This window comes from Serratia silvae, from assembly GCF_023282985.1.
Taxonomy (GTDB): Bacteria; Pseudomonadota; Gammaproteobacteria; order Enterobacterales; family Enterobacteriaceae; genus Chania; species Chania silvae.
The window spans coordinates 39,723-63,206 of record NZ_JAGQDC010000019.1; the positions used below are offsets into that span (position 1 = coordinate 39,723).

Sequence of the window (23,484 nt, forward strand, 5' to 3'; positions counted from 1 at the left end):
AACCATAATGAAGTTATCCGTGATTGTTACAGGTGACTTTATGATATGGATCGAGCAGGGGTTGTACTTGAGAGTAGTGCAGATGGAAAATGCACCCAAGCCTTATCCGTTGGAGAGCGGATTCAGTCAGCATACGGCCTATCGTGCGCTGGGAATGTACAACCCTTCGGAAACCGCCGATGCTTATTTCATCCTCTCGAACGACCGGGATGAGATCTGGTTTATCTGCAACCGGCATCTTAGGACGGTAGGCATGTTCCCCGATATCCGCGATTTTAGATATTTGTTGTGACCTGGCATCATCCTCGCAAACACCTACCCATTGAGTGAAACGCCACATCAGCCAGCAATAAGTTGGGTTATCTAATGCAAAAATCTCGCTTTGGTCGGATTTTTTTATTGCTAATGCCAACTATCGGCAGAGGGTGAGTTGTGGCATGGCTAGTACAACCCCTACGAATATCCCCAATCCTTCTTCCTTGAGATACTGTTCATCTGAACAGGTGTTTGGATTCGTCGGGGGTAACTCAAATGCAGACAAGACTACAAGGTGTTGGCGATCGACTTGCCAAGAATAAAGAACCACGGGGCTTAGTGAAACGCTGCGAGGTATTTCTATCATGAGCCTGGCAGGGTTGATCCAGTTTTCCAAAGGCCATTGGCAGCTACTGTTGATCTTAGGCTTCGCTGCCCTGTTGTTTGGCATGAGTCAGCGTATTGATGCGTTGAATGCCGACATAGGCCTGTACCAGAAAGATAACGAGGAGTTGGGCAGGGCATTGAATGGAAGAGATGAAACCATCACTGTGCTGAAAGGTGCCGCGGATGCCGACCGTCGTGCTACTGAACAACAGCTCAAGATTGAACAGCAAAAGAGAGTAAAGGCCGATGCTGAAAATAGAACGCTACGCAAAGCGCTGGAGGATAACGACTGCGGTCATCAGCGGTTGCCTGCTGATGCTCTCGATATCCTGCGCGGAGCAACCAAAACCGGTGCCACCGGCTCCGCAACTGATCTACGTGTATCCGCCAGCGGTATTGCTACAGAAGTGTGAGAAGACACCATTTATCGGGGAGACTTTCGGGGATGCCGTTATAGCTTTACAGGTGAGCCAGAGTGAGCTTGATATCTGCGCTTCACGGATCGAAGCGTTGATCGAATGGCAGTGTTGTTGAATTTATAGCGGTTGCGGCTGGCTGGCGAGTATGTAGCGCCCCTATGAGCTAAAACGGCCAGCTAACTCTCGTTGCTGGCCGTTTTCTATTATGCATACCAATCACGCGGTCTGCTTATGAAACAGTTCTCTGAACACCGGATAGATATCATCCGGCTCGCGGATATGCTGCATAGCAAAGTTTTCAAACGTCGCCTGCAGATGTTCATACTCACGCCACAGCGTCTGGTGAGCACGGCGGGTAATTTCAATATAGCTGTAATAACGCACCATCGGCAGAATGTTTTTGGACAACAGTTCATGGCACAGTGGCGAATCATCAGCCCAGTTATCACCGTCCGAAGCCTGGGCAGCATAGATATTCCACTGTGCAGGATCGTAACGCTCTTCGACCACTTCGTTCATCAGCTTCAGAGCGCTGGAAACGATGGTGCCGCCGGTTTCCTGTGAGTAGAAGAACTCCTGCTCATCCACTTCTTTAGCTTGGGTATGGTGACGAATATAGACCACCTCAACGTTTTTATAGGTTCGGCTGAGGAACAGATACAGCAGAATATAAAAGCGTTTGGCCATGTCTTTGGTTGCCTGATCCATCGAGCCAGAGACGTCCATCAGGCAGAACATAACCGCCTGGCTGGAGGGTTCAGGCCGACGTTCGTAGTTTTTGTAGCGCAGGTCGAAGGTGTCGATAAACGGCACGCTGTCGATTTTCTTGCGCAGCTCGGCGATCTCCTTACGCATACGCTCTTCTTCCAGCAGTTGCACCGGTTCGGTGTTTTCCAACTGGGCAAGGCTATCTTCAAGCTCATGCAAAGTCCGGCGCTTACCGGCGGTCATGGCGGTTCGACGCGCCAGCGAATTTTGTAGCGAACGCACCACGCTGATATTGGCCGGTACGCCGTTAGCGGTGTAGCCAGCACGGTGAGTTTTGTATTCTGTCAGCTGTTTGTACTGATTTTTCTTCAGGTTAGGCAGCGCCAGATCTTCGAACAACAGGTCGAGATACTCATCTTTGGAGATCTGGAAGACAAACTCATCCTGGCCATCTCCATCCTGGCTGGCATTGCCCTGGCCGCCACCCCCTCCGCCGCCGCCTTGCGGGCGCTCAACGCGGTCATTTTGGACGAAGTGGTCATTACCGGGATGAACACGATGGCGTCTGCCACCGCGCCCTTGGTGAAACATTGGCTCGTTGATATCGCCACCGGGGATCGACACCGATTCCCCGCTTTCCACGTCGGTGACCGAACGCTTGTTGATGGCTTCGGCAATCGACTGTTTGATTTGCGACTTATAGCGACGCAAGAAGCGCTGGCGGTTCACCATGCTCTTGTTTTTGCCATTCAGCCGTCGGTCAATGAAATACGCCATACATCCCCCAAACAACGTTGCCAACTTTCTCTACTTTGGGTCTTTCAGGTTGTAGCCGCTAGACTACAACCCGAAATCCCTAGGTATAGGCTATCTATGACGTCAGCGGTCGTCGGTTTATGAAGATTTTCTCACCCGCAGATACCATTCGCACAGAAGGCGAACCTGCTTACGGGTGTAGCCTTTCTCCATCATCCGGTCGACGAAGTCATCGTGTTTTTTCTGCTCATCCGTTGAGGTTTTAGCATTAAAGGAAATGACTGGCAGCAGCTCTTCGGTGTTCGAGAACATTTTCTTCTCGATGACCGTACGCAGCTTCTCGTAACTGGTCCAATTCGGGTTCCGACCGCTGTTATTGGCTCGGGCACGCAGGACAAAGTTGACGATTTCGTTGCGGAAATCTTTCGGGTTGCTGATACCCGCGGGCTTCTCGATTTTCTCCAGTTCAGCGTTTAATGACTCACGGTCAAACAACTGGCCTGTATCTGGATCACGGTACTCCTGATCCTGGATCCAGAAGTCTGCATAGGTCACGTAGCGGTCAAAAATGTTCTGACCGTATTCAGAGTAAGATTCCAGATAGGCGGTCTGGATCTCTTTGCCAATAAACTCGGCGTATTTCGGGATCAGGTAGCCTTTCAGGTGCTCCAGGTATTTTTCCGCCAGATCCTGCGGGAACTGCTCACGCTCGATCTGCTGTTCCAGGATATAGAACAAGTGTACCGGGTTAGCCGCGACTTCGGCATGGTCAAAGTTGAACACCCGAGACAGAATTTTGAAGGCGAAACGGGTCGAAAGGCCGTTCATACCTTCATCCACCCCGGCATAGTCGCGATATTCCTGATACGACTTGGCTTTCGGATCGGTGTCTTTCAGGCTCTCACCATCGTAGACACGCATCTTCGAATAGATGCTGGAGTTGTCTGGCTCTTTCATACGTGACAGCACGGTAAAGCGGGCCAGCGTTTCCAACGTGCCAGGGGCACAAGGCGCATGGGTCAGTTCGCTGTTATCCAGCAGTTTGTCGTAGATTTTAATCTCTTCCGACACCCGCAGGCAGTAAGGCACCTTGACGATGTAAACACGGTCGAGGAAGGCCTCGTTATTTTTGTTGTTGCGGAAGGTCACCCATTCCGATTCGTTAGAGTGCGCCAGGATAATACCGCTGAACGGCAGGGCAGAAATCCCCTCGGTACCGTTGTAGTTACCTTCCTGGGTGGCGGTCAACAGAGGATGTAGCACCTTTATTGGCGCTTTGAACATCTCCACGAACTCCATGATCCCTTGGTTGGCGCGGCACAGTGCGCCGGAGTAGCCATAGGCATCCGGATCGTTCTGCGCATGGTTTTCCAACTTACGGATATCCACTTTACCGACCAGCGCAGAAATATCCTGGTTGTTCTCATCGCCCGGTTCGGTTTTGGCGATGGCAATTTGTTCAAGTATCGAAGGTCGAACCTTCACTACTTTGAATTTGGTGATGTCACCGCCGAACTCATGCAGGCGTTTGGCGGCCCACGGCGACATAATGGTGCCAAGATAACGCGTTGGGATGTTGTATTCTTTTTCCAGAATAGTGGCATCCTCCTGCGGGTTGAACAGGCACAGCGGATGGTCATTGACCGGGCTGCGCTCGCCGTTGGCGCTCAGGGTGTAAATCGGCACGCGCTGCATCAAGGCTTTCAGCCGTTCTGCCAGCGAGGATTTACCGCCACCCACCGGGCCCAACAGATAAAGGATTTGTTTCTTCTCTTCGAGGCCCTGGGCAGCGTGTTTCAGGTAAGAAACTATCTGTTCGATAGCTTCTTCCATGCCGTAGAACTCCTCGAATGCCGGATAGCGTGCGATCACGCGGTTGGAGAACAGGCGAGACATACGCGACTCAAGCGCGGTATCGACCATGACTGGTTCACCGATGGCCATGAGTAGACGTTCTGCCGCATTGGCATAGGCACTGCGATCTTGCCGGCAGATGGTAAGAAATTCCTGCAGTGTGAACTCTTCGTCCTTGGCAGCTTCGTAGCGCTGGCGATAGTGGTCAAATATGTTCATGGCGATGCCCGTCCTTTCGTTATTAGCACAGGTTAAAAAAGGAGCTGGTGTTGGTATTCTGGCTCCCGAAAGTGTGAAGCTATGACTGAGTACAGCAACCCGTATGCCAACTTGGTGCGCTTATTCTCGCGAGTTGCGCTGTATTGCCACTGGGCTCAGCCTAAATTCACCTTCTGATTTTAAGCTTAGTTGCATACTGGAAAATTTCCTGCAAGAGAAACGGTCTTTTTTAAGTCATTTCAATGACTCAGTTATGGCGAGGGGCGGCAAATGCCTTGTCTGGCGCGGGTTGCGGCAAAAAACGTCATCTTTTTGCCATCAATAATTCATCTTTAAGTTCTAAGTTATTCGATCTTGGTTGTTTTCTATTGTAAAGATCCGGCAGGCTCGTCGGTTTTCACATAAACTATAGTGGTTAATTACATCTTTTTATCTATGGAAAAAGCCAGTGAAGATATCTAAACTCAAAACGCTAGCAATTATCGCTTCCGCAATGGTTTGTGCGCACAGTGCTCAGGCAGGAAACTGGTCACTCGGTGCTTCAGCGCTGGTCAGCCCCGATCCTTATCGTGGTTATCAGGATCGTGTCTATCCTGTTCCTATCATCAATTATGATGGTGATGATTTTTACTTCCATACGCTGTTGGCCGGTTACAACCTGTGGAAAGATCAGCAAAATCAGCTGAGCCTGATCGCCTATTACGCGCCGTTGCACTATAAGCCAGGCGACAGTGATGATGACCGCATGAAGCAGTTGGACAAGCGCCGTAGCACCATGATGGCCGGTGTGGCTTTTACACATAATGCCGAGTGGGGAACGATCCGTACGGCCTTCTCTGGCGATATGCTGGACAACAGTAACGGCCTGGTGGGCGATATTGCCTATCTCTATAAGTTCCAAGTGGACTCCTGGAGCTTTGCTCCTGGGATCGGGCTAAACTGGAACAGCTCAAACCAAAACCAATACTACTATGGCATTAATGGCGATGAGTCACGCCGTAGCACCTTCGATACCTACAAGCCGAGCGATAGCTGGTCACCATACGTGGAGTTGACCACCAACTATAATATCAACGCCAACTGGAATGCCTTCCTCACGGGCCGCTATACGCGCCTGGACAGCGAAGTTAAAGACAGCCCAATGGTTGATAAATCTTATACCGGCATGCTGTGGACGGGTGTGACTTACACCTTCTAAACGTACGGCGTATTATCTTGGTGCAGTGAGTGCATCGAAAAGGGGCGGAAACGCTCCTTTTGCACATCTGTGGTGCGGTGGATGATCAAGAGAAGAGGGGCGAAGTGACTCGCCCCAGTTTGATCAGCTATTTTTAATGCTGCGGATTTTCATTGCCAGGCGGGCAGGCTGCTCCCCGGAGGCGATCAGTGGCTTGCTTACGCGCCCGGTTTCCACACAGACCATGGTTTTGTAACCGTCGTTTGGCATATCGGCCATGCTGCATGAAAGCTCGACGCCTGGGTTCCAGGCAATCACATCACTCATATGGTGATGGTTGACCTCGATGGTCCGTTGCAATACCGGGTCTTTGATCAGGCTGCAAGGCGTTGCCTGGGTATAGACACGATCGGTTTGCCCGGCAAACTCCAGCTCGCCAATCTGACGTGCCTCGATCCCCTTAGCCACCTTATCGATATAATGCTCGCCCAAACCGGCAATTTTTACCTTGTCGATGTCGCCGATCTGGAAATAGGTGTGCAGCGCGGCGGTAGCCTGGTAGTCACCGTGTGATTCCAGCTCCATCACGCACTCTTCACCCAGCTTGAAGCGGGCGATCAGGGTGAAAGCATGTGGCCACAATTTGCGGGTTTGTTCGTTGTCTTGCAGCGTGAAGGTCAGGATCACGCCGTTTTCGTCTTCATCGTGCGCGGTGAACTGCCACGGCTGATTACGGGCAAAGCCGTGGGAAGGGCTGCCCGCCGGGCCAAACCACGGCCAGCAGATCGGAACACCACCGCGGATCGCCACGCCGTTTTTGAATGGCGTATTGTTGCTCAGCCAAAGTACCGGCTTATCACCGCTTGGCTGCCAGGCCAGCAGATGGGCCCCTTGCAGGGTAATAGCCGCACGGACTTTCGGGTGAGAAACCACCACCACCGGCAGTTCATCCAGTTGGCGTTGGCTGATAAAAGGGGTGATTTGTTCGCTAACGGGTAGGGTGAAGATTTTTTCGTTCATGTTGTTGCCTTCTTTTCGCCGTAAAAAACAAATATACCCTATGGATTTCAAGTCATAGTCAGCTGTTGATAACCATGCTGTGGCTTGAAAGACGACGGGTACAAAAAGGGCGACACTAGTGTCGCCCTTGATAATCAACTTCGCATCATGCCATTACTTGGAGATGTGAGCGATCAGGTCCAGTACTTTGTTTGAGTAGCCAGTTTCGTTATCGTACCAGGAAACCAGTTTCACAAAGGTGTCGCTCAGCGCAATACCGGCTTTAGCATCGAATACAGAAGTCAGTTTCTCGCCGTTGAAATCGGTAGAAACCACTTCGTCTTCGGTGTAGCCCAGCACGCCTTTCAGCTCGCCTTCTGAAGCGGCTTTGATAGCAGCACAGATTTCTTTGTAAGAAGCTGGTTTTGCCAGACGGGCAGTCAGGTCAACAACAGACACGTTCGGAGTAGGAACGCGGAACGCCATACCGGTCAGTTTGCCGTTCAGTTCTGGGATAACTTTACCTACTGCTTTAGCAGCACCGGTAGAAGAAGGAATGATGTTCTGGGATGCGCCGCGGCCGCCGCGCCAGTCTTTGTGAGACGGGCCATCAACGGTTTTCTGAGTTGCGGTAGTTGCATGCACAGTGGTCATCAGAGCTTCAACGATGCCGAACTTGTCGTTGATCACTTTAGCCAGTGGTGCCAGGCAGTTGGTGGTACAAGAAGCGTTGGAAACGATTTCTTGGCCAGCGTAAGACTTGTGGTTCACGCCCATAACGAACATAGGGGTGTCATCTTTAGATGGGCCAGTCAGAACAACTTTCTTAGCACCTGCAGCGATGTGTTTACGTGCAGTTTCGTCAGTCAGGAACAGGCCAGTTGCTTCAGCAACGATGTCAACGTTGACTTCGTTCCACTTCAGGTTAGCCGGATCTCTTTCTGAGGTACAACGGATGGTTTTGCCGTTAACAACCAGGTGGCCGTCTTTAACTTCTACAGTACCGTCGAAACGGCCGTGAGTAGAGTCATACTTCAGCATGTAAGCCATGTACTCTGCATCTAACAGATCGTTGATTGCAACGATTTCGATGTCAGAACGTTCCTGGGCAGCACGGAAAACAATGCGGCCGATACGGCCAAAACCGTTGATACCTACTTTGATAGTCATATATTCCACCAGCTATTTGTTAGTGAATAAAAGGTTGGTTGTAAAATTACAAAAACCTTACCAAGCGTCAAGCGGAATCGTGTCAATTCTTGCTGTAAGTCAAACCAGAACCCCGGTTTTGCCCACAAATCGCACATTCCATTTACGTTTGTCCTCCCATCCATATGGGGGCAAACCGCTAAGTATAAAGTCAGTACGTGCAAGATATGTGATCAACATCACATATGGCGGCAGCGTAACCTTTATGCCGTACAGTTTAGGCTAAAAAGCCCTGCAGCGTTGTTAATTTTTTGTTATTATTAGTTATTGTTTTCGTTGACATTATCCACATTGCGGGAATAGCACAAATGGCTAAAGAGACAACCCCTAAGACACCGCTCACGGAACTGAATGAAATCCAACGTTATGTGACGCAAGAGCGTGGCACCGAAGCCCCCTATAGCGGTAAATTACTGCATAACCAGCGTGAGGGCGTGTACCATTGCCTGTGCTGTAACGCGCCACTGTTCTTCTCCGCCAGCAAGTTTGATTCTGGCTGCGGCTGGCCCAGCTTCTATCAGCCGGTTTCGGACGATGCTATTCGTTATCTTGATGATAATTCACATAATATGCATCGAGTCGAGATCCGCTGTGGCAGCTGCGACGCGCATTTGGGACATGTGTTTCCCGATGGCCCGCAGCCGACTGGCGAACGCTACTGTGTTAACTCTGCGTCACTGAGTTTCACCGACGATGAGAGTGGCGAGCAGACGGCAGGCTAAGCTGTAACTAAATCAACAAAATCGATTCAGCTAATTATTCATCCGTGGATGAGGACATGCTCTGATGGAAGTAAAAGATCTGATTGCGGCCATGACGCCGGAAATCTACCAACGGCTAGTGCTGGCTGTGGAACTGGGCAAATGGCCGGATGGTGTGGCACTGACGCCAGAGCAGAAAGAACACAGCTTGCAGGCGGTGATGCTGTGGCAGTCGATGAACAATGCGGACCCACAACATATGAGCATTGGCACCGACGGGCAAATCGTAATGAAAAGCAAACAGGAGCTGAAGCAACAGTTTATGGCCGAGCCGTTGGCCAAGCTGAAGCCGCAGTAACCTGTTGCTAGCAGGGCGATGTTGCCATCGCCCTGAAGGTTTTATTGCTTCAGCGGGCTTAAGCCCAAGCTTTCGGCTAGCTGATGGGCCAGGCGGTTGTTATCGTCCGCACCATACTCCCAGAACATCGCCCCTCCCAATCCTTTGCTCTTGATGTACTCAGCCTTGATGGCTACCGAGCGCGGGTTCTCATAGCTTATCGCGAACAGTGGTTTGCCTGCGGTTGACTTCATCATCAGATAGGGCACTTGGGCCTCGTTATCCCAATGTGCAGTGAAGCGCCGTTGTGGGTCTTTCAGCATCTTGTTAACGATATCGTTGTACTTGATGTAGCTGTCTTTATCCAAATCCACGCCCAGCGACTTGAAGACGTCTTTTTCACGTGTGGTGAAATAGGGCTGGGTGACGGGATGCTTGGCCGCATCTGCCACAGCCCAATCAATACCCGGCTCGGTGGCGCGTTTAGGTACCCGGCCATAGAAACCGATCCCCAGATTGAGCTGAGCAGGTTTCAGCCCGGCGGCCAGATAGTTGTTGACCACAAAGTCGGCGTTGTACTTGTCGGCAGCGGCCACGGTTGGCCATTGTTTGGAGTCATAGAGATTGGAGTTGAAATACTGGGTACCGTACGCCATGTCGTAGGTCATCAGATTGATGTAGTCCAGATAGGGCGCGATAGCCTTAACGTCTACCCATTCCTGCGGACTTTTGACGTTGGCCCCTACGGCGATGGTCAGCAGTTTTTCTTTACCCAGTGCCTGATGCAGTTCGCTCAGTAGGGCGGTGAAGTTGGCCCGGTCAGTTGGCTGGCTTTCCACCAATCCCCAGGCACCGTTAACCGGGTATTCCCAATCCAGATCGATACCATCGAGCTGATACTTGGCAATCACCTCCTGCACCGAACGGATAAACACCGCCCGGCTTTCCGGTGTGGCTGCCGCGCCGGAGAACCCACGAGCTCCCCAGCCGCCAACGGAGAGCAAAACCTTCAGCGCCGGATTTTGTTGGCGCAATACGGGTAAGCGCTTTAAGTCTGCTTCGACTTTTGGGGATAGATAGATTTGGTGCAGGCGGGAGGGATCTTTCAGTGCCGGGTTGGTTTCCTCTTTTTCAGCGTTATAAATCAGGCCGAAAGAGTAGTTGAGGTGAGTGATCTGGCTGACGTCCAGCTGGTTGATATCACCGCCCGGCCCGGCGGTCACGTCGCCACCGCCGTTAAAGTAGCCGACAGAAAGATAAGGTGCGGCGTGCGCGATGCCCGCGCCAGCAATACCGAGTTGCACCGCTACCAGCAACGGCAGCAGATTACGAGTTAAAACCATGTTCTCTCCTTTGGTCAGCAAGGCCGACCTGAACCGCCTGGGGCGGTATCAATAAAGCCGGGCTCAGCAGGCCCCGGATGCGTATAACTTATTGATGTCAATGCATCAGCAGCTATCACAGCAAAAGAGACAGGAGGGGACAAGGCAGCATCGCAGAAGAATGGTGAGAATGTGAACGGCGTCGAAAATAAAGGGGATATTGGGCGGCGCTATGATCAATCCGCCCTGGAAATCGTCAACGCTGAATAAACTGTGACAGTGTAACTAGCCGTGCGCCAGCCGACTGCATTTCTGCCAATGCCTGTTCGCTGTCGCCTGGTTGCAAATTCACACCGCGGCAGCCATCAATAATGACCTGAGTCTGATAACCCAAACGCAAGGCATCTATCACGCTGAACTTGACGCAATAATCGGTGGCCAGCCCCATCACGGCAAGATGAGTGATGCCTCGTTCCTTCAACCAACCATCGAGCGCCGTTTGCGCCCGGTGCCCGTTATCAAAGAAAGCACTATAGCTATCGATGTCCGGGTTCTCGCCCTTACGGAATATCGCTGCGATGGGCTGCTTATCAAGCTGAGGATGAAGCTCTGCGCCAGGGCTGCCCTGAACGCAGTGCACCGGCCACCAAACCTGAGGCAAGCCTTCCAGCTCCCCAAGCGTGCCAATCTGTGCGTTGGAGTTAATGGCGAAGCTGCGATGATCCGCCGGGTGCCAGTCCTGGCTGGCGACTACCGCTTCGTTACGGGCCAGGCTGGCTGCGATAGCCTGATTGGCGACGGCGATGGTGGCATCACCTTCTGTCACGCCTAAAGCGCCACTGGGGCAAAAGTCGTTTTGCAAATCAATCAACAACAGGGCTGTTTTCATCAAGGTTCCTACTTCGGTTAGCCCGCAGCGCTCAGTTCGCCACGTAGGTCTTGTTGCATCAGGCTACGGATCTCTTCTGGGGCCAATGGTTGGCTCAGCAGGTAATGCAGTTTGGTGAGTGCGGCTTCCACCGTCATATCAAAACCGCTGATGACGCCGGCATGAGCAAGGGCATTACCGGTCGCATAACCCTCCATATTGACCCGGCCAGAGATACATTGAGTCAGGTTAACCACTACGATGCCACGCTCGGAGGCATCACGCAATTCATCCACCAATTCGGCTTTTTGTGGCGCGTTACCGACGCCGTAAGAGCGCAGGATCAAGGCCTTGACCGGTTGCAATAGGAAGTTACGCACCACCGCACCGGAAATCCCCGGATAAATCGTCACGACGCCGATCGGCTGTGGCGTGATGTTATGCACGATCAACTCTCCGTTGCATACCGGAGAGGCGATGCCGGTCTGGCGGCGTATGTGGATACCCGCTTCCAGCAAAGGCGGCAGATTAGGGGAGGCGAAGGCATCAAAGCCGTCGGCATGTGCCTTGGTGGTTCGGTTGCCACGAAACAGCTTGTTGTTGAAAAACAGGCTCACCTCATTCACCGGATGATTGGCGGCCAGATAGAGGGCATTCAACAGATTGGTTTGGCCGTCGGAGCGCAATTCTGCCAGTGGGATTTGCGACCCGGTCACGATAACCGGCTTATCCAGGTTCTCCAGCATGAAGGACAGGGCTGAAGCGGTAAACGCCATGGTGTCGGTGCCGTGCAGAATCACAAAGCCGTCATAGAGGGAGTAATTCTGTTTGATGTCGTCGGCAATATGCTGCCAGTCTTCGGGGGTCATATCCGAAGAGTCGATCAAAGGGGCATATTCATGAATGGTGAAATCCGGCATTTCTGGCCGATGGAACTCGGGCATCAGCGCCAACTGGCGCTGTAGATGGCCGGAAACCGGGATGTAGCCCTGTTCTGAACGCTGCATACCGATAGTGCCTCCGGTATAGGCGACGTAAATGGATTTCTTTTGCATGGCTTCGATCTTGTGGCTGTCAGATAGGCTGAATTATAGGGAGATGGCAGCAGAAAAAAAGCCCGGCGAGTGCCGGGCTAGAGATTTATTTGCTAACGGACCTCTCCGCAAGTCAGGCATATGGCATAACGATGTTGCGGATCGTTCAGATTATTAAACAGGCTCGGTTGTTCTTTCAGCGCCTGTGCCACCGATGCCAGCGGGGCTGGCAGCATTGACTGGATCGCCGCAGGCAGCATGGCGTGGATCGAAACGCCAAACTGGCTCAGCAACATATCCGTCATACTAGGGGAATCGATAAACCAGTTGAGTTGCCACTGTTGCAGCTTGGCCAGCTCTGCCGCTTTCTTCACGGCGTCGTCAAAGTCACCCAGTTGGTCGATCAGGCCATTTTTCTTGGCGTCGCTACCGATCCAGACATGGCCCTGAGCAATTTGATCGACCTGCTCTGGCGTCATTTTCCGGGCGGTTGCCACCAGGTTGATGAAGTTCTTGTAACCGTTCTCGATGTTCAACTGCATCATCTGTGAGAACTCTGGCGGCAGGGCTTTGGTCACGGCCAGATCGGCCAGTGGCGACGTCGCGACGCCGTCGGTATGCACCCCAACGCTGTCCAGCGTGTTCTCATAGGTGTTGATCACGCCGAAGATACCGATGGAACCGGTGAGGGTGCTCGGGCTGGCAATAATGTAATCTGCCGGGGTCGACACCCAGTAACCGCCAGACGCGGCCATTCCGCCCATGGAAACCACCACCGGTTTACCTGCGGCGCGAACTGCTGCCAGCTCGGAGCGGATCACTTCCGAAGCGCTGACGCTACCACCAGGGCTATTGACGCGCAGGATAACGGCTTTGATTTTCGGATCCAGACGTGCCTGACGCAGTTGTGAGGCGGTGGTATCACCACCGACCGATCCTGGCGTCTGTGGGCCATCCATGATCGCGCCATTGACAAAAATAACGGCGATCTCACCCCCCTGATCCGGTGCCGGTTGCGGCTGGTAATCGTAGATGCTGACCGCATTGAAGTCATTGTTCTGCTTGTCCCAACCGAAGGTTTTCACCAACTGTGTTTCTATCGCGGTGCGAGATGCCAGTTCATCGACCAGTTTGCTGTTCAGGGCGAACTGCGCGGTGTCGCCTCCCGCTGCCTTTAAGCCACTGAGAATATCTGCTGCTCCTGGGAACAACTGATCTGGCGTGAGTTGACGGTTAGCCGCCACCGTATCCAGATAGTTTTGCCACAGCCCGCCGACCCAGCGGCTATCGGCTTCCCGCGCTGCCGGTGACATATCATCACGGATCAGCGGTTCTACGGCAGATTTGTAGGTGCCCACACGGAAAATATTGGTGGTGACCTTCAGCTTTTCCAACAACGATTTGTAGTAAAGGTTGTTGGTCGCGAAACCATGCAGATCAACGGCACCCTGTGGTGACAGGTAGATCTTGTTGGCATAGCTGGCCAGATAGTATTGCGTCTGGTTATAGCTGTCGCCGATAGCATAGATCGGTTTGCCGCTGTCGCGGAATTCACGCAGGGCTTTGCCGATATATTGCAAGGAAGGCTGATCGGCTCCGGCAAAGTCATTGAGCTGCAACACCATGCCGGTGATGTTTTTATCATCTTTGGCCTTGCGAATGGTATCCACCAGGTCAAACAGTGAGTTTTCCTGCAGACGGTTACTGGAGGCGCCCAACAGTTCGCGGCCCCACTGACGAACCCGGTTGTTCACCGAAGGTTGATCGACCACCACGCCGCTGAGATCGACCAGCAGTGCGCCTTTTGGTGTTTCTACCGAAGAATTGCCTTGGAGTGAGAGATAAATACCGACCCCGACCAGGATCAAGAAAATCAGGAACAAGTTCAGGATAAGTTCCCTGACAAAATTCAGCAGACGCCATGCCCATCTGAAAATGCCTGCAATAATTCGCCCCAATGTGCGCATGTGCTCTCCAACAAGAGTCTAGAATGTTCCGCTATCCTAATGAGCGGCCGAAGAAAAGTCAGCTTTAAATCACCTGCTATTTGTCCCTTTGCAGTTTGGAAGGCAACGGTTATAGACAGTATTACAGAGGCTGTAACTCTATGTTGAGCTATGTTAACGTGATTTAAATGAAAATTGTTATCAGGAGTTAATGATGGATGCACTGGATCTTTTATTGAATCGCCGTTCTGCGTCACGCCTGACCGCACCGGCCCCCGCAGGTGAAGTGCGTCAGAATATCATCAACGCCGGGCTGCGCGCGCCGGATCACGGGGCATTGCAACCGTGGCGTTTTGTGCTGATCGAAGATCAGGGTCTGGAACGTTTCAGTGAACTACTGCAAGCGGCTGCCAGACACGATGAACTGGAGGACAGCGCGGTGGAAAAGGCCAAACAGGCACCTTTTCGCGCGCCGCTGATTATCACGGTGGTAGCCCATTGCAGTGAAAATCCGAAGGTACCGCGCTGGGAGCAGGTTGTCTCTGCCGGTTGTGCAGTGCAGGCGATGCAAATGGCTGCTTTGGCGCAGGGCTTTAATGGCATCTGGCGCAGCGGTGCCTGGACAGAGCATCCGTTGGTGCGTGAAGCCTTTGCTTGCCGCGAGCAGGACGAGATCGTCGGTTTTCTCTATCTAGGCACGCCGCAGTTAAAAGGCTCCACTAAAGTGGTCGCTCCAGACAGTACGCCTTTCGTCCGCTACTTCTGATCCGCCATGCGGGAATTTGCCCTGGAATGGGTGATAACCCGCAGTTTTGTACTGTTTCTGAGCAGGTCGCACGCATAATGCCAACCTGCTCTTATCAATCCCCTCCGCAAGCGCTACCCTATATCCCATTGTGATATCCTTACGTTCGTTTGTTACCCAGAGGGAGTGGACTATGACATCGCCAGCCATTCGATTGACCCAGTACAGCCACGGCGCTGGCTGCGGCTGTAAAATCTCACCCAAAGTGCTTGAAACGATACTGCATAGCGAGCAGGAAAAGTTTGTCGATCCCCATCTGCTGGTGGGTAATGAAACGCGTGATGATGCCGCGGTGTATGACATCGGTAACGGCGTGGGCATTATCAGCACCACCGACTTCTTTATGCCGATCGTCGACGATCCGTTTGATTTTGGCCGTATTGCGGCTGCCAACGCCATCAGCGACGTGTATGCCATGGGCGGTAAGCCAATCATGGCGATTGCCATTCTCGGCTGGCCAATCGCCAAGTTACCCGCAGAAGTTGCCCAGCAGGTGATCGACGGTGGTCGCTATGCATGCCAGCAGGCGGGTATTGCGTTGGCGGGTGGCCATTCTATCGACGCCCCAGAGCCGATTTTTGGTTTGGCGGTAACCGGTATTGTCAGAACTGAGCTGGTGAAGAAAAACAGTGCGGCACAGGCGGGAACCAAGTTATTTCTGACCAAACCGCTGGGCATTGGCGTGCTTACCACGGCAGAGAAGAAAAGCAAACTGCTGGCGGAACACCAAGGCTTAGCTACGCAGGTCATGTGCCAGTTGAATAAGCCAGGGGCGGACTTTGCCGAAGTTGCTGGCGTCACGGCGATGACGGATGTCACCGGCTTTGGCCTGCTCGGCCATCTTAGTGAAATGTGCCAGGGTTCCGATCTACAGGCTACGGTGTGGTTTGATAGTGTGCCAAAACTGCCGGATGTCGAACGTTATATCAGCGAAGGCTGCGTGCCGGGCGGTACCGGGCGTAACTTTGAAAGCTATGGTCATCTGGTGGGGGCGATGAGCGATCTGCAACGTCAATTATTATGCGATCCGCAAACCTCCGGCGGTTTGCTGCTGGCGGTATTGCCAGAAGCCGAGGCGGAAGTGCAGGCGATAGCGGCCCGCCATGGCATCACGCTGAACGCGATTGGTGAATTGCAACCCGCACAGGCGGGTAATCCGCTGATCGAGGTTGTCTAGTGTCAACGGTGACTCGCCAGGATACGCAAGACTACCAGCGTCTTTTTCTACAGGATGTGCCACTGATTGACGTGCGCGCGCCGATAGAGTTTACGCAGGGGGCATTTCCCTGTTCAGCTAATCTGCCGCTGATGAACGACAGTGAACGTCAGGCGGTAGGAACCTGCTACAAGCAGCATGGTCAACAAGCTGCGATTGTCCTTGGGCACAACCTGGTCAATGGAAAACTGCGGGAACAGCGCACGCAAGCCTGGATCGAGCAATGTGCTCGGCAACCCGAAGGTTATATTTACTGTTTCCGTGGCGGGCTGCGTTCACAATTGGTTCAGCAATGGCTGCACGAGGCTGGCGTTGATTATCCGCGCGTGGTGGGTGGCTATAAGGCGTTACGCAATTTTCTGCTCGGCGCGCTTGAGGCAGCCGCTGCGTTGCCGATGCTGATTGTGGGCGGTAATACCGGCTGTGGCAAGACCTTGCTGATTAATGAATTGGCGGCGGGTATCGATCTGGAAGGACTCGCTCATCATCGCGGCTCCTCCTTTGGCCGTACGCTGGTGAAACAGCCTACCCAGATAGATTTCGAAAATCATCTGGCCATACGTATGCTGAAAAAGCAGCATGCTGGTTGCCGCCATTGGGTGTTGGAAGATGAAAGCCGGATTATCGGTTCTACCAATCTGCCTTTAAGCTTGTTCAATGGCATGCAGCAGGCTGCCCTGGTGGTGATTGACGATCCGTTTGATGTGCGTGTGTCACGCCTGCAAGATGAGTACATCGACCGCATGCGCATGGCCTTTGAACAAGCCTATGGCGAGCAAGACGGCTGGCGGCAATATGATGAATATCTGCATCATGGCCTGTTTGCCATTCGCCGTCGCCTGGGGCTGGAACTGTTCCAGCAGTTGACGCTGCGTCTGGAGTCGGCGCTGCAAGTGCAACGGCTCAGTGGCCAAAGCGAAGCACATCAGCAATGGCTGGTTCCGCTGTTGCAACACTATTACGACCCGATGTATCGCTACCAATTAGAGAAGAAAACCCAACGTGTGATCTTTCGCGGTAATTACGCGCAAGTCAGAGAATTCCTGATGACGTATAGCCAGAATAACGGTGAATAATGCGACTGTTTATAGCCGAAAAACCGAGTTTGGCCCGCGCCATTGCTGATGTTTTACCCAAGCCCCATCGTCGGGGTGACGGCTTTATTGCCTGTGGCAGCAACGATGTGGTGACCTGGTGCGTTGGGCACCTGTTAGAACAGGCCCAGCCGGATGCTTACGACAGCCGTTACGCGCGCTGGTCGTTGGCCGACTTACCGATAATCCCGCAGAAGTGGCTGTTGCAGCCGCGCCCTTCGGTCAGCAAGCAGTTGAATGCGATAAAAAAGCTGCTGGCGGAAGCCGACGAAGTGATCCATGCAGGTGACCCGGATCGGGAAGGACAATTGTTGGTGGATGAGGTGCTGGATTATCTGGCACTGACGCAGGAAAAGCGCCAGAACGTGCGGCGTTGCCTGATTAACGATCTCAACCCACAGGCAGTGGAACGTGCGGTGCAGCGCCTGCGTGATAACCGTGACTTTATTCCGCTGTGCGTTTCCGCTTTGGCGCGCGCGCGCGCAGACTGGCTTTACGGCATCAACATGACCCGGGCTTATACGCTGCTAGGGCGTAACGCAGGCTATGATGGCGTGCTGTCAGTAGGGCGGGTACAGACGCCGGTGTTGGGGCTGGTGGTGCGGCGCGATGAAGAGATCGAAAACTTCGTCTCGAAAGACTTCTTTGAGGTGAAAGCGCATATCGTTACGCCGAAGGAAGAACGCTTTGTCGCCCTGTGGCAGCCGAGTGAATCCTGCGAACCTTACCAGGATGAGGAAGGGCGTTTACTGCACCGGCCATTGGCCGAACACGTGGTTAAACGCATCGAGGGCGCACCGGCGCTGGTCACCTCGTATAATGATAAACGGGAATCAGATACCGCTCCGCTGCCGTTTTCCCTTTCCACGCTGCAAATTGAGGCGTCGAAACGCTTTAACCTCAGCGCCCAGCAGGTGTTGGACGTTTGCCAACGGCTGTATGAAACCCACAAGCTGATCACTTACCCGCGTTCTGACTGCCGTTATCTGCCAGAGGAACACTTCGCCGGGCGCCATGCCGTGTTGAATGCCATCAGCGTACATCAGCCGGATCTCTATCCACAGCCGATTATCGATAGCGAGCGCCGTAACCGCTGTTGGGACGATAAAAAGGTCGATGCTCACCACGCGATTATTCCTACGGCGCGTGCCAGCAAGGCCAGCCTGAGCCAAGATGAACTGAACGTTTACGGTTTGGTGGCCCGGCAGTATCTGATGCAGTTCTGCCCGGATGCGATGTTCCGCAAGTGCGTCATCGAGCTGGATATCGCCGGCGGCAAGTTTATCGCCAAGGCGCGTTTCCTGGCCGAAGCGGGCTGGCGCACCCTGCTGGGTAGTAAAGAGCGTGATGAGGAAAACGAAGGTGCACCGCTGCCCGTTGTCGCCAAAGACGATGAGTTGTTGTGCGAGCGTGGCGAAGTGGTAGAACGCCAGACTCAACCGCCGCGGCCCTTTACCGATGCCAGCCTGTTGTCGGCAATGACCGGGATTGCGCGTTTCGTGCAGGATAAAGCACTAAAGAAAATCCTGCGGGCGACCGATGGTTTAGGGACAGAGGCAACGCGCGCAGGTATCATTGAGCTGCTCTTCAAGCGGGCGTTTCTCTATAAGAAAGGGCGCTATATACATTCCAGCGAAACCGGGCGGGCACTGATCCATTCATTGCCAGACCTGGCGGCACGCCCTGATATGACGGCGCAGTGGGAGTCTACGTTGACGCAAATCAGCGAAAAATCCTGCCGTTATCAGGACTTTATGCAGCCTCTGGAGGGCACTTTGCAGCAGCTGATCTATCAGGCTAAGCAGAGCCGGGCCAGTATAGCGTTTCGTGGCTTGTCGCCAGCACCGTCAGCCGGGGCGAAAAAGCGTAAAAAAAGTGCCGGTAAGGCACGGGAGAAAAGTGAATGAGCCGCATACCCTTGATGATTGGTTATTTGGCACTGTTTTCCACCAGCGTATTGGCCAATCGTGGTAACGTCGATGTCGTCGTGCCGGTATCCCCTGAAATATGGGGCAGTGCACGTACTACGACAACGCCGCCGCCTTGCAACCGTTGCTGCATTTATCAAAATCAAAACTATTCTGAAGGTGCGTTGCTGAAAGTAGGCGACGAGCTGTTGCAGTGTGCGCGCGACCCTAACGTCACGGGCACCAATCCATTAATCTGGATCCGCCTCAAGCGGTAATCAAAGAGTGAACAGGGGGCACTAGCTGCCCTAGACGGATAATGAGCGGATATAACTTTCTAACAGGGGAATATCGGCGGGAGCCAGAGGGTAATTTCTGGCCTGTTTGGGCGAAACCCAAGCAAATGCGCTATGGCAATGCAGCTGTAATTCCCCGCTGAAAGAGCTAACCTGCCAGGCGTGCAGCCGGATGACCCTCTCGCTTTGTTGCCACTGATTGCTGGCCACAAAGTTCCCCACCTTGGCGATAATCCCCAACTCTTCCCTCAGTTCACGTGCGAGTGCCTGGGGCTGGCTCTCAGCCATTTCGACCTTACCGCCGGGAAACTCCCATAGGCCAGCCTGATCGCTGCTGCTATCGCGTTGAGCGAGCAGGATCTTGCCATCTTGTTCGATAATGGCGGCAACGACATCAATGATTTTCATAGCTTGGATTCAATGTTGCCCCGACGTGCATCGGGGCAGGGGGATTACAGTGCGAACTCGGCCCAGACGGGAGCATGGTCTGAGGGTTTTTCCATACCGCGGATCTGATAATCAATGCCCGTGGCGGTACAGCGCGCAGCCAATGAGGTGTTAGCCAACAGCAGATCGATGCGCAGGCCACGGTTTTCATCAAACCCGCGTGAACGATAGTCAAACCATGAGAACTCATCGTTACGCTCAGGGTTGGCATGACGGTAGGTATCTACCAGCCCCCAGTCCAGCAGGCGACCCATCCACTCACGCTCTTCCGGCAGGAAGGAGCACTTACCCGTGCGCAACCAACGTTTGCGGCTCTCTTCACCAATACCGATGTCCAGATCGCTTGGGCTGATGTTCATATCGCCCATGATCAACACCTGCGACTCTGCTGGCAGTTGTTGCAGATAATTTTGCAGATCTTGATAAAAGCGGGTTTTGGCCGGGAATTTGGTTGGGTGGTCGCGGCTTTCTCCCTGTGGGAAGTAACCATTAATCACCGTCAATGTACCTTGTGGCGTCGCCAGGTCGGCCATGATGATACGACGTTGCGCATCTTCTTCATCAGTAGGGAAACCGCGGCGTACGGCAAGAGGTTCATCTTTAGTCAGCAACGCTACGCCGTAATGGCCTTTCTGCCCATGATAGAACACGTGATAGCCGTGTTGGCTGACGTCTTCCAACGGGAACATATCGTCGTGGACTTTGGTTTCCTGCAGGCCGATCACATCCGGCTGATGCTGCTCGATAATTGCTGCCAGTTGATGCGGACGTGCACGCAGTCCATTGATATTAAAAGAAACAAACTTCATGAGCGCTGCCGTTTTTATCCGAAAAAATGTGTTCAGATAGTAGCAGAGTTTGGCCGGAAATGTAACGCGAACCAGCGGCGGTTTGCCGCTGGGGGCCAGGGATTATTTTGCCCAGCGGTCGTAATTCTGTGGCTGATAGTCATCAAATAGCTGGATCAAGGCTGCCGGAGAATCGCTGATATGCAGGGTCTTGAGATAATCATGCCGCATAAAGCCTTGATCGGCGACATGCAGTAAAAACTGGCTTAACGGGTGGTAAAAGCCGTTAACATCCAGCAGCCCGACCGGCTTGCTGTGGTAACCGATCTGCCCCCAGGTCCAGATTTCGAACAGCTCTTCCAGCGTACCTATGCCCCCAGGCAGGGCAATAAAACCGTCGGCCAGCTCGGCCATTCGCGCTTTACGGGTGTGCATGTCTGGGACGATTTCCAATTCGGTCAGGCCGCGGTGCGCCGTTTCTGCTTCGACCAGTCGTTGGGGAATAATGCCGATTACCTCACCACCGGCCTCTAGAACTGCATCGGCAACCACGCCCATCAATCCTTTCTTACCACCGCCATACACCAGACGCCGCCCTTGGGTGGCAAGCAGATGGCCCAGCTGGCGTGCGTTTTCGACATAGGCTGGATTATTGCCCTCGCTGGCACCACAAAAGATACAAATGTTTTTACGCATGACTTTCCCTTGCTGCTTTTAACGAAGCCAGTGGTATAGCGAATTGTGGGGTTTAGTTCAAGGGGGAATTGGTATTGCAATGGTGGTGGGGAGGATGACCGCGCAAGCGCGTTGTCCAGTTCGGTGCTGTATGGGAGATGATATGATGGTTTAAAACTTGGGGAGTAAATATAAGGATGGTGGTGGGGGAAGGATTCGAACCTTCGAAGTCTGTGACGGCAGATTTACAGTCTGCTCCCTTTGGCCGCTCGGGAACCCCACCATGGTATTCATGGTTGCTAATTTTGAACAGAAAGTTGGCAAAATCTTTCTGGTACTACTGAGAAAACTTTACTTGGAGTGCTTCATGAGATTTCAGATTTCTCTGTTTGCTCAATGCCATAAAATCATGGTGGTGGGGGAAGGATTCGAACCTTCGAAGTCTGTGACGGCAGATTTACAGTCTGCTCCCTTTGGCCGCTCGGGAACCCCACCATGGTATTCATGGTTACTAATTTTGAACAGAAAGTTGGCAAAATCTTTCTGGTAGTACTGAAACAATTTTTCTTGCTTGCGAAACGTCTGTCTCGGTAAGCGGGGCGCATCATATCAAATGAAGCGCTTGTGTAAAGCATTGAAATGCAGAAAATGAATTGTTTGTCGCTTTTTTATTCTTAGCGGTGCTTCCGTGAACGAAAGACACCGCTTTGTTAAGCAATTACAGGATCACCGTGCGGTTACCGTAGACGAACACGCGTTGAGCCAGCACACGATACAGTGCGCGGCTAAGCACGTTTTTCTCCACGTCACGCCCGGCACGCATCATATCTTCTGCCGAATAGGTATGATCGACATGAATAACGTCCTGCATAATGATTGGGCCTTCATCCAGGCTATCGTTCACGTAGTGCGCCGTTGCCCCGATGATTTTCACTCCACGCTCATAAGCCTGGTGATAAGGGCGTGCACCGATAAAGGCTGGCAGGAATGAATGGTGAATATTGATCACCTGATTAGGATAATGCTGAACGAAAGCCGGGGTAAGCACGCGCATATACTTGGCTAATACCACGTAATCTGGCTGATATTGGTCGATCTGTGCGATCATCTGTTGATCATGTTGCTCACGCGTCAGCCCTTCGTGGCTGACCAGATGGAACGGAATGTCAAAGCGCTCAACCAGCGTCTGCAACGTGGTGTGGTTGCCAATGACGGCGGCAATCTCAACGTCCAGGCCGCCATAGGCGCTTTTCATCAGCAGATCGCCCAGGCAGTGAGCTTCTTTGGTTACCAGCACGACAATACGGCGGCGGCCCGCACTGTGCAGTTCGCGCACCGAACCCTCAGGTAGGGCGCCGTCCAGATCGGCCAACAGAGTTGCGTCATTGAAGATCCCTTCCAGTTCGGTACGCATAAAGAAACGACCGGTGAGATGATCGACAAACTCATTGTTCTGCACAATGTTCAATTCGTGCTTGTAACAAATGTTGGTGATCTTGGCGATCAGCCCTTTGGCATCGGGGCAGATGGTGCGTAAAATTTTTCTTTGTACGTTTTGCTGTGGCATAAGTGTGTCGATTCCGTCTGATTCTTAACTCGCAGGCTTATTGCCCGCAGCACTTTTTATATTTTTTGCCTGAACCGCAGGGGCAAACGGCATTTCTGCCCGGTCGAGGTCTGGTTCCGTCGATATAGTACCAGCGTTGTTCAAGGCGAAGGAAGCGGGAACGCTCATGCATGGCACTCTCGCTTTCCCCATCGCGCGACCGGGCGATGAACTCCACGAACTCCTCATCAGCGCTATTACCAGCGGTTTCCGCGACTACCGTCAGCCCAAGCCATGTGGTATTGCCAAAACTGCTGCTGATGGCGCTGCGCCACTCTTCAGGTTTGCAGTCTGGGTGCCAGGTCGCAATAAGATAATCCACATCCCGTTTTACATAGGCGGAATATCTCGAACGCATTAATATGCCCGCAGACTTGGCGTATTGAGTACCTGTTATATAGGGCTCACAGCAAGTGCTGTAGTCCTGCCCGCTGCCGCAGGGGCATAGCTCAGTCAAAA

At 52.9% G+C, this 23,484-nt stretch carries 24 protein-coding genes and 2 tRNA genes; 11 read left to right on the forward strand and 15 right to left on the reverse strand.

The features are described from left to right. Positions 1-40: 40 nt before the first annotated feature. From KAJ71_RS19565 to lysC, 3 genes are all read left to right on the forward strand, one after another. Positions 41-292 (forward strand): hypothetical protein, encoded by a 252-nt coding sequence (locus KAJ71_RS19565; RefSeq protein ID WP_248947203.1) that lies wholly within the window; start codon positions 41-43, stop codon positions 290-292. Positions 293-620: 328 nt separating this feature from the next. Continuing rightward, positions 621-1,055: a DUF2570 family protein gene (locus tag KAJ71_RS19570; protein WP_248947204.1), complete on the forward strand. Its 435-nt coding sequence runs from the start codon at positions 621-623 to the stop codon at positions 1,053-1,055. After that, positions 958-1,176 (forward strand): Rz1-like lysis system protein LysC, encoded by a 219-nt coding sequence (gene lysC / locus KAJ71_RS23735; RefSeq protein WP_420493036.1) that lies wholly within the window; start codon positions 958-960, stop codon positions 1,174-1,176. Before KAJ71_RS19570 ends, lysC begins: the two co-directional genes overlap by 98 nt. 101 nt (positions 1,177-1,277) lie before the next feature. On the opposite strand, the gene KAJ71_RS19575 is transcribed toward lysC, so the two are convergent. Together KAJ71_RS19575 and yeaG are read right to left on the reverse strand one after the other, a co-directional pair. Continuing rightward, entirely contained in the window at positions 1,278-2,546 is a 1,269-nt protein-coding gene (locus tag KAJ71_RS19575; RefSeq protein WP_248947205.1) for a YeaH/YhbH family protein, read from the reverse strand. 117 nt (positions 2,547-2,663) lie between these two features. Further along, positions 2,664-4,598 carry a protein kinase YeaG gene (gene yeaG / locus KAJ71_RS19580; protein ID WP_248947206.1) on the reverse strand — a complete coding sequence of 645 codons (1,935 nt, stop codon included), beginning with the start codon at positions 4,596-4,598 and terminating at the stop codon, positions 2,664-2,666. A 493-nt stretch (positions 4,599-5,091) separates the two neighbouring features. On the opposite strand from yeaG, the gene KAJ71_RS19585 reads away from it, so the two are divergent. Further along, positions 5,092-5,796 (forward strand): MipA/OmpV family protein, encoded by a 705-nt coding sequence (locus KAJ71_RS19585; RefSeq protein WP_283106836.1) that lies wholly within the window; start codon positions 5,092-5,094, stop codon positions 5,794-5,796. 123 nt (positions 5,797-5,919) lie between these two features. Here KAJ71_RS19585 and KAJ71_RS19590 read toward each other — a convergent pair whose 3' ends face one another. Both KAJ71_RS19590 and gapA read right to left on the reverse strand, forming a co-directional pair. Then, positions 5,920-6,795, reverse strand: a complete 876-nt coding sequence (locus KAJ71_RS19590) for a D-hexose-6-phosphate mutarotase (protein ID WP_248947207.1) — start codon at positions 6,793-6,795, stop codon at positions 5,920-5,922. A gap of 153 nt (positions 6,796-6,948) precedes the next feature. Beyond that, complete coding sequence (gapA, locus tag KAJ71_RS19595) at positions 6,949-7,944, reverse strand: glyceraldehyde-3-phosphate dehydrogenase (RefSeq protein WP_029987603.1); 996 nt, start codon at positions 7,942-7,944, stop codon at positions 6,949-6,951. Between the two features lie 347 nt (positions 7,945-8,291). Here gapA and msrB point away from each other — a divergent pair, with 347 nt between their 5' ends. After that, on the forward strand, positions 8,292-8,705 hold the full coding sequence (gene msrB / locus KAJ71_RS19600) for a peptide-methionine (R)-S-oxide reductase MsrB (protein WP_248947208.1): 414 nt from the start codon (positions 8,292-8,294) through the stop codon (positions 8,703-8,705). Between the two features lie 64 nt (positions 8,706-8,769). After that, positions 8,770-9,042: a YeaC family protein gene (locus tag KAJ71_RS19605; RefSeq protein ID WP_021181206.1), complete on the forward strand. Its 273-nt coding sequence runs from the start codon at positions 8,770-8,772 to the stop codon at positions 9,040-9,042. Positions 9,043-9,083: 41 nt separating this feature from the next. Here KAJ71_RS19605 and chiD read toward each other — a convergent pair whose 3' ends face one another. From chiD to sppA, 4 genes are all read right to left on the reverse strand, one after another. Further along, complete coding sequence (gene chiD, locus KAJ71_RS19610) at positions 9,084-10,364, reverse strand: chitinase ChiD (RefSeq protein ID WP_248947209.1); 1,281 nt, start codon at positions 10,362-10,364, stop codon at positions 9,084-9,086. 235 nt (positions 10,365-10,599) lie between these two features. Then, positions 10,600-11,232: a bifunctional nicotinamidase/pyrazinamidase gene (pncA, locus tag KAJ71_RS19615; RefSeq protein WP_248947210.1), complete on the reverse strand. Its 633-nt coding sequence runs from the start codon at positions 11,230-11,232 to the stop codon at positions 10,600-10,602. Between the two features lie 17 nt (positions 11,233-11,249). Continuing rightward, entirely contained in the window at positions 11,250-12,266 is a 1,017-nt protein-coding gene (gene ansA, locus KAJ71_RS19620; protein ID WP_248947211.1) for an asparaginase, read from the reverse strand. A gap of 92 nt (positions 12,267-12,358) precedes the next feature. Beyond that, positions 12,359-14,212 carry a signal peptide peptidase SppA gene (gene sppA / locus KAJ71_RS19625; RefSeq protein ID WP_248947212.1) on the reverse strand — a complete coding sequence of 618 codons (1,854 nt, stop codon included), beginning with the start codon at positions 14,210-14,212 and terminating at the stop codon, positions 12,359-12,361. Between the two features lie 193 nt (positions 14,213-14,405). On the opposite strand from sppA, the gene KAJ71_RS19630 reads away from it, so the two are divergent. The 5 genes from KAJ71_RS19630 to KAJ71_RS19650 all read left to right on the forward strand — a co-directional run bounded on the left by KAJ71_RS19630 (position 14,406) and on the right by KAJ71_RS19650 (position 19,491). Further along, complete coding sequence (locus tag KAJ71_RS19630) at positions 14,406-14,957, forward strand: NAD(P)H nitroreductase (protein ID WP_248947256.1); 552 nt, start codon at positions 14,406-14,408, stop codon at positions 14,955-14,957. A 172-nt stretch (positions 14,958-15,129) separates the two neighbouring features. Further along, positions 15,130-16,173, forward strand: a complete 1,044-nt coding sequence (gene selD / locus KAJ71_RS19635) for a selenide, water dikinase SelD (protein WP_248947213.1) — start codon at positions 15,130-15,132, stop codon at positions 16,171-16,173. Further along, positions 16,173-17,288: a tRNA 2-selenouridine(34) synthase MnmH gene (gene mnmH, locus KAJ71_RS19640; RefSeq protein WP_248947214.1), complete on the forward strand. Its 1,116-nt coding sequence runs from the start codon at positions 16,173-16,175 to the stop codon at positions 17,286-17,288. Before selD ends, mnmH begins: the two co-directional genes overlap by 1 nt. After that, positions 17,288-19,213, forward strand: coding sequence for a DNA topoisomerase III (locus tag KAJ71_RS19645; protein ID WP_024486969.1), 1,926 nt, complete (start codon positions 17,288-17,290; stop codon positions 19,211-19,213). Before mnmH ends, KAJ71_RS19645 begins: the two co-directional genes overlap by 1 nt. Next, the gene (locus tag KAJ71_RS19650) at positions 19,210-19,491 is read left to right on the forward strand and encodes a YnjH family protein (RefSeq protein ID WP_248947215.1); all 282 of its coding nucleotides are present in this window, start codon (positions 19,210-19,212) and stop codon (positions 19,489-19,491) included. Before KAJ71_RS19645 ends, KAJ71_RS19650 begins: the two co-directional genes overlap by 4 nt. Before the next feature lie 30 nt (positions 19,492-19,521). On the opposite strand, the gene KAJ71_RS19655 is transcribed toward KAJ71_RS19650, so the two are convergent. From KAJ71_RS19655 to KAJ71_RS19685, 7 genes are all read right to left on the reverse strand, one after another. Continuing rightward, complete coding sequence (locus tag KAJ71_RS19655) at positions 19,522-19,917, reverse strand: pyrimidine (deoxy)nucleoside triphosphate diphosphatase (RefSeq protein ID WP_248947216.1); 396 nt, start codon at positions 19,915-19,917, stop codon at positions 19,522-19,524. 44 nt (positions 19,918-19,961) lie between these two features. After that, positions 19,962-20,765 carry an exodeoxyribonuclease III gene (gene xthA / locus KAJ71_RS19660; protein ID WP_248947217.1) on the reverse strand — a complete coding sequence of 268 codons (804 nt, stop codon included), beginning with the start codon at positions 20,763-20,765 and terminating at the stop codon, positions 19,962-19,964. A gap of 102 nt (positions 20,766-20,867) precedes the next feature. Continuing rightward, entirely contained in the window at positions 20,868-21,440 is a 573-nt protein-coding gene (locus KAJ71_RS19665; RefSeq protein WP_248947218.1) for an LOG family protein, read from the reverse strand. 177 nt (positions 21,441-21,617) lie between these two features. After that, positions 21,618-21,702 (reverse strand) — tRNA-Tyr (locus KAJ71_RS19670). 127 nt (positions 21,703-21,829) lie between these two features. After that, a tRNA-Tyr gene (locus KAJ71_RS19675) sits at positions 21,830-21,914 on the reverse strand. 223 nt (positions 21,915-22,137) lie between these two features. Further along, positions 22,138-22,986 carry a formyltetrahydrofolate deformylase gene (gene purU, locus KAJ71_RS19680; protein WP_248947219.1) on the reverse strand — a complete coding sequence of 283 codons (849 nt, stop codon included), beginning with the start codon at positions 22,984-22,986 and terminating at the stop codon, positions 22,138-22,140. 37 nt (positions 22,987-23,023) lie between these two features. After that, positions 23,024-23,482 (reverse strand): YchJ family protein, encoded by a 459-nt coding sequence (locus KAJ71_RS19685; protein ID WP_248947220.1) that lies wholly within the window; start codon positions 23,480-23,482, stop codon positions 23,024-23,026. Positions 23,483-23,484 lie beyond the last annotated feature (2 nt).

Bases quoted from the DNA above. Each gene is read 5' to 3' on its own strand.
- KAJ71_RS19565 (WP_248947203.1), top strand. From the start codon at position 41: ATGATATGGATCGAGCAGGGGTTGTACTTGAGAGTAGTGCAGATGGAA.
- KAJ71_RS19570 (WP_248947204.1), top strand. From the start codon at position 621: ATGAGCCTGGCAGGGTTGATCCAGTTTTCCAAAGGCCATTGGCAGCTA.
- lysC (WP_420493036.1), top strand. From the start codon at position 958: ATGCTCTCGATATCCTGCGCGGAGCAACCAAAACCGGTGCCACCGGCT.
- KAJ71_RS19575 (WP_248947205.1), bottom strand. From the start codon at position 2,546: ATGGCGTATTTCATTGACCGACGGCTGAATGGCAAAAACAAGAGCATG.
- yeaG (WP_248947206.1), bottom strand. From the start codon at position 4,598: ATGAACATATTTGACCACTATCGCCAGCGCTACGAAGCTGCCAAGGAC.
- KAJ71_RS19585 (WP_283106836.1), top strand. From the start codon at position 5,092: ATGGTTTGTGCGCACAGTGCTCAGGCAGGAAACTGGTCACTCGGTGCT.
- KAJ71_RS19590 (WP_248947207.1), bottom strand. From the start codon at position 6,795: ATGAACGAAAAAATCTTCACCCTACCCGTTAGCGAACAAATCACCCCT.
- gapA (WP_029987603.1), bottom strand. From the start codon at position 7,944: ATGACTATCAAAGTAGGTATCAACGGTTTTGGCCGTATCGGCCGCATT.
- msrB (WP_248947208.1), top strand. From the start codon at position 8,292: ATGGCTAAAGAGACAACCCCTAAGACACCGCTCACGGAACTGAATGAA.
- KAJ71_RS19605 (WP_021181206.1), top strand. From the start codon at position 8,770: ATGGAAGTAAAAGATCTGATTGCGGCCATGACGCCGGAAATCTACCAA.
- chiD (WP_248947209.1), bottom strand. From the start codon at position 10,364: ATGGTTTTAACTCGTAATCTGCTGCCGTTGCTGGTAGCGGTGCAACTC.
- pncA (WP_248947210.1), bottom strand. From the start codon at position 11,232: ATGAAAACAGCCCTGTTGTTGATTGATTTGCAAAACGACTTTTGCCCC.
- ansA (WP_248947211.1), bottom strand. From the start codon at position 12,266: ATGCAAAAGAAATCCATTTACGTCGCCTATACCGGAGGCACTATCGGT.
- sppA (WP_248947212.1), bottom strand. From the start codon at position 14,212: ATGCGCACATTGGGGCGAATTATTGCAGGCATTTTCAGATGGGCATGG.
- KAJ71_RS19630 (WP_248947256.1), top strand. From the start codon at position 14,406: ATGGATGCACTGGATCTTTTATTGAATCGCCGTTCTGCGTCACGCCTG.
- selD (WP_248947213.1), top strand. From the start codon at position 15,130: ATGACATCGCCAGCCATTCGATTGACCCAGTACAGCCACGGCGCTGGC.
- KAJ71_RS19645 (WP_024486969.1), top strand. From the start codon at position 17,288: ATGCGACTGTTTATAGCCGAAAAACCGAGTTTGGCCCGCGCCATTGCT.
- KAJ71_RS19650 (WP_248947215.1), top strand. From the start codon at position 19,210: ATGAGCCGCATACCCTTGATGATTGGTTATTTGGCACTGTTTTCCACC.
- KAJ71_RS19655 (WP_248947216.1), bottom strand. From the start codon at position 19,917: ATGAAAATCATTGATGTCGTTGCCGCCATTATCGAACAAGATGGCAAG.
- xthA (WP_248947217.1), bottom strand. From the start codon at position 20,765: ATGAAGTTTGTTTCTTTTAATATCAATGGACTGCGTGCACGTCCGCAT.
- KAJ71_RS19665 (WP_248947218.1), bottom strand. From the start codon at position 21,440: ATGCGTAAAAACATTTGTATCTTTTGTGGTGCCAGCGAGGGCAATAAT.
- purU (WP_248947219.1), bottom strand. From the start codon at position 22,986: ATGCCACAGCAAAACGTACAAAGAAAAATTTTACGCACCATCTGCCCC.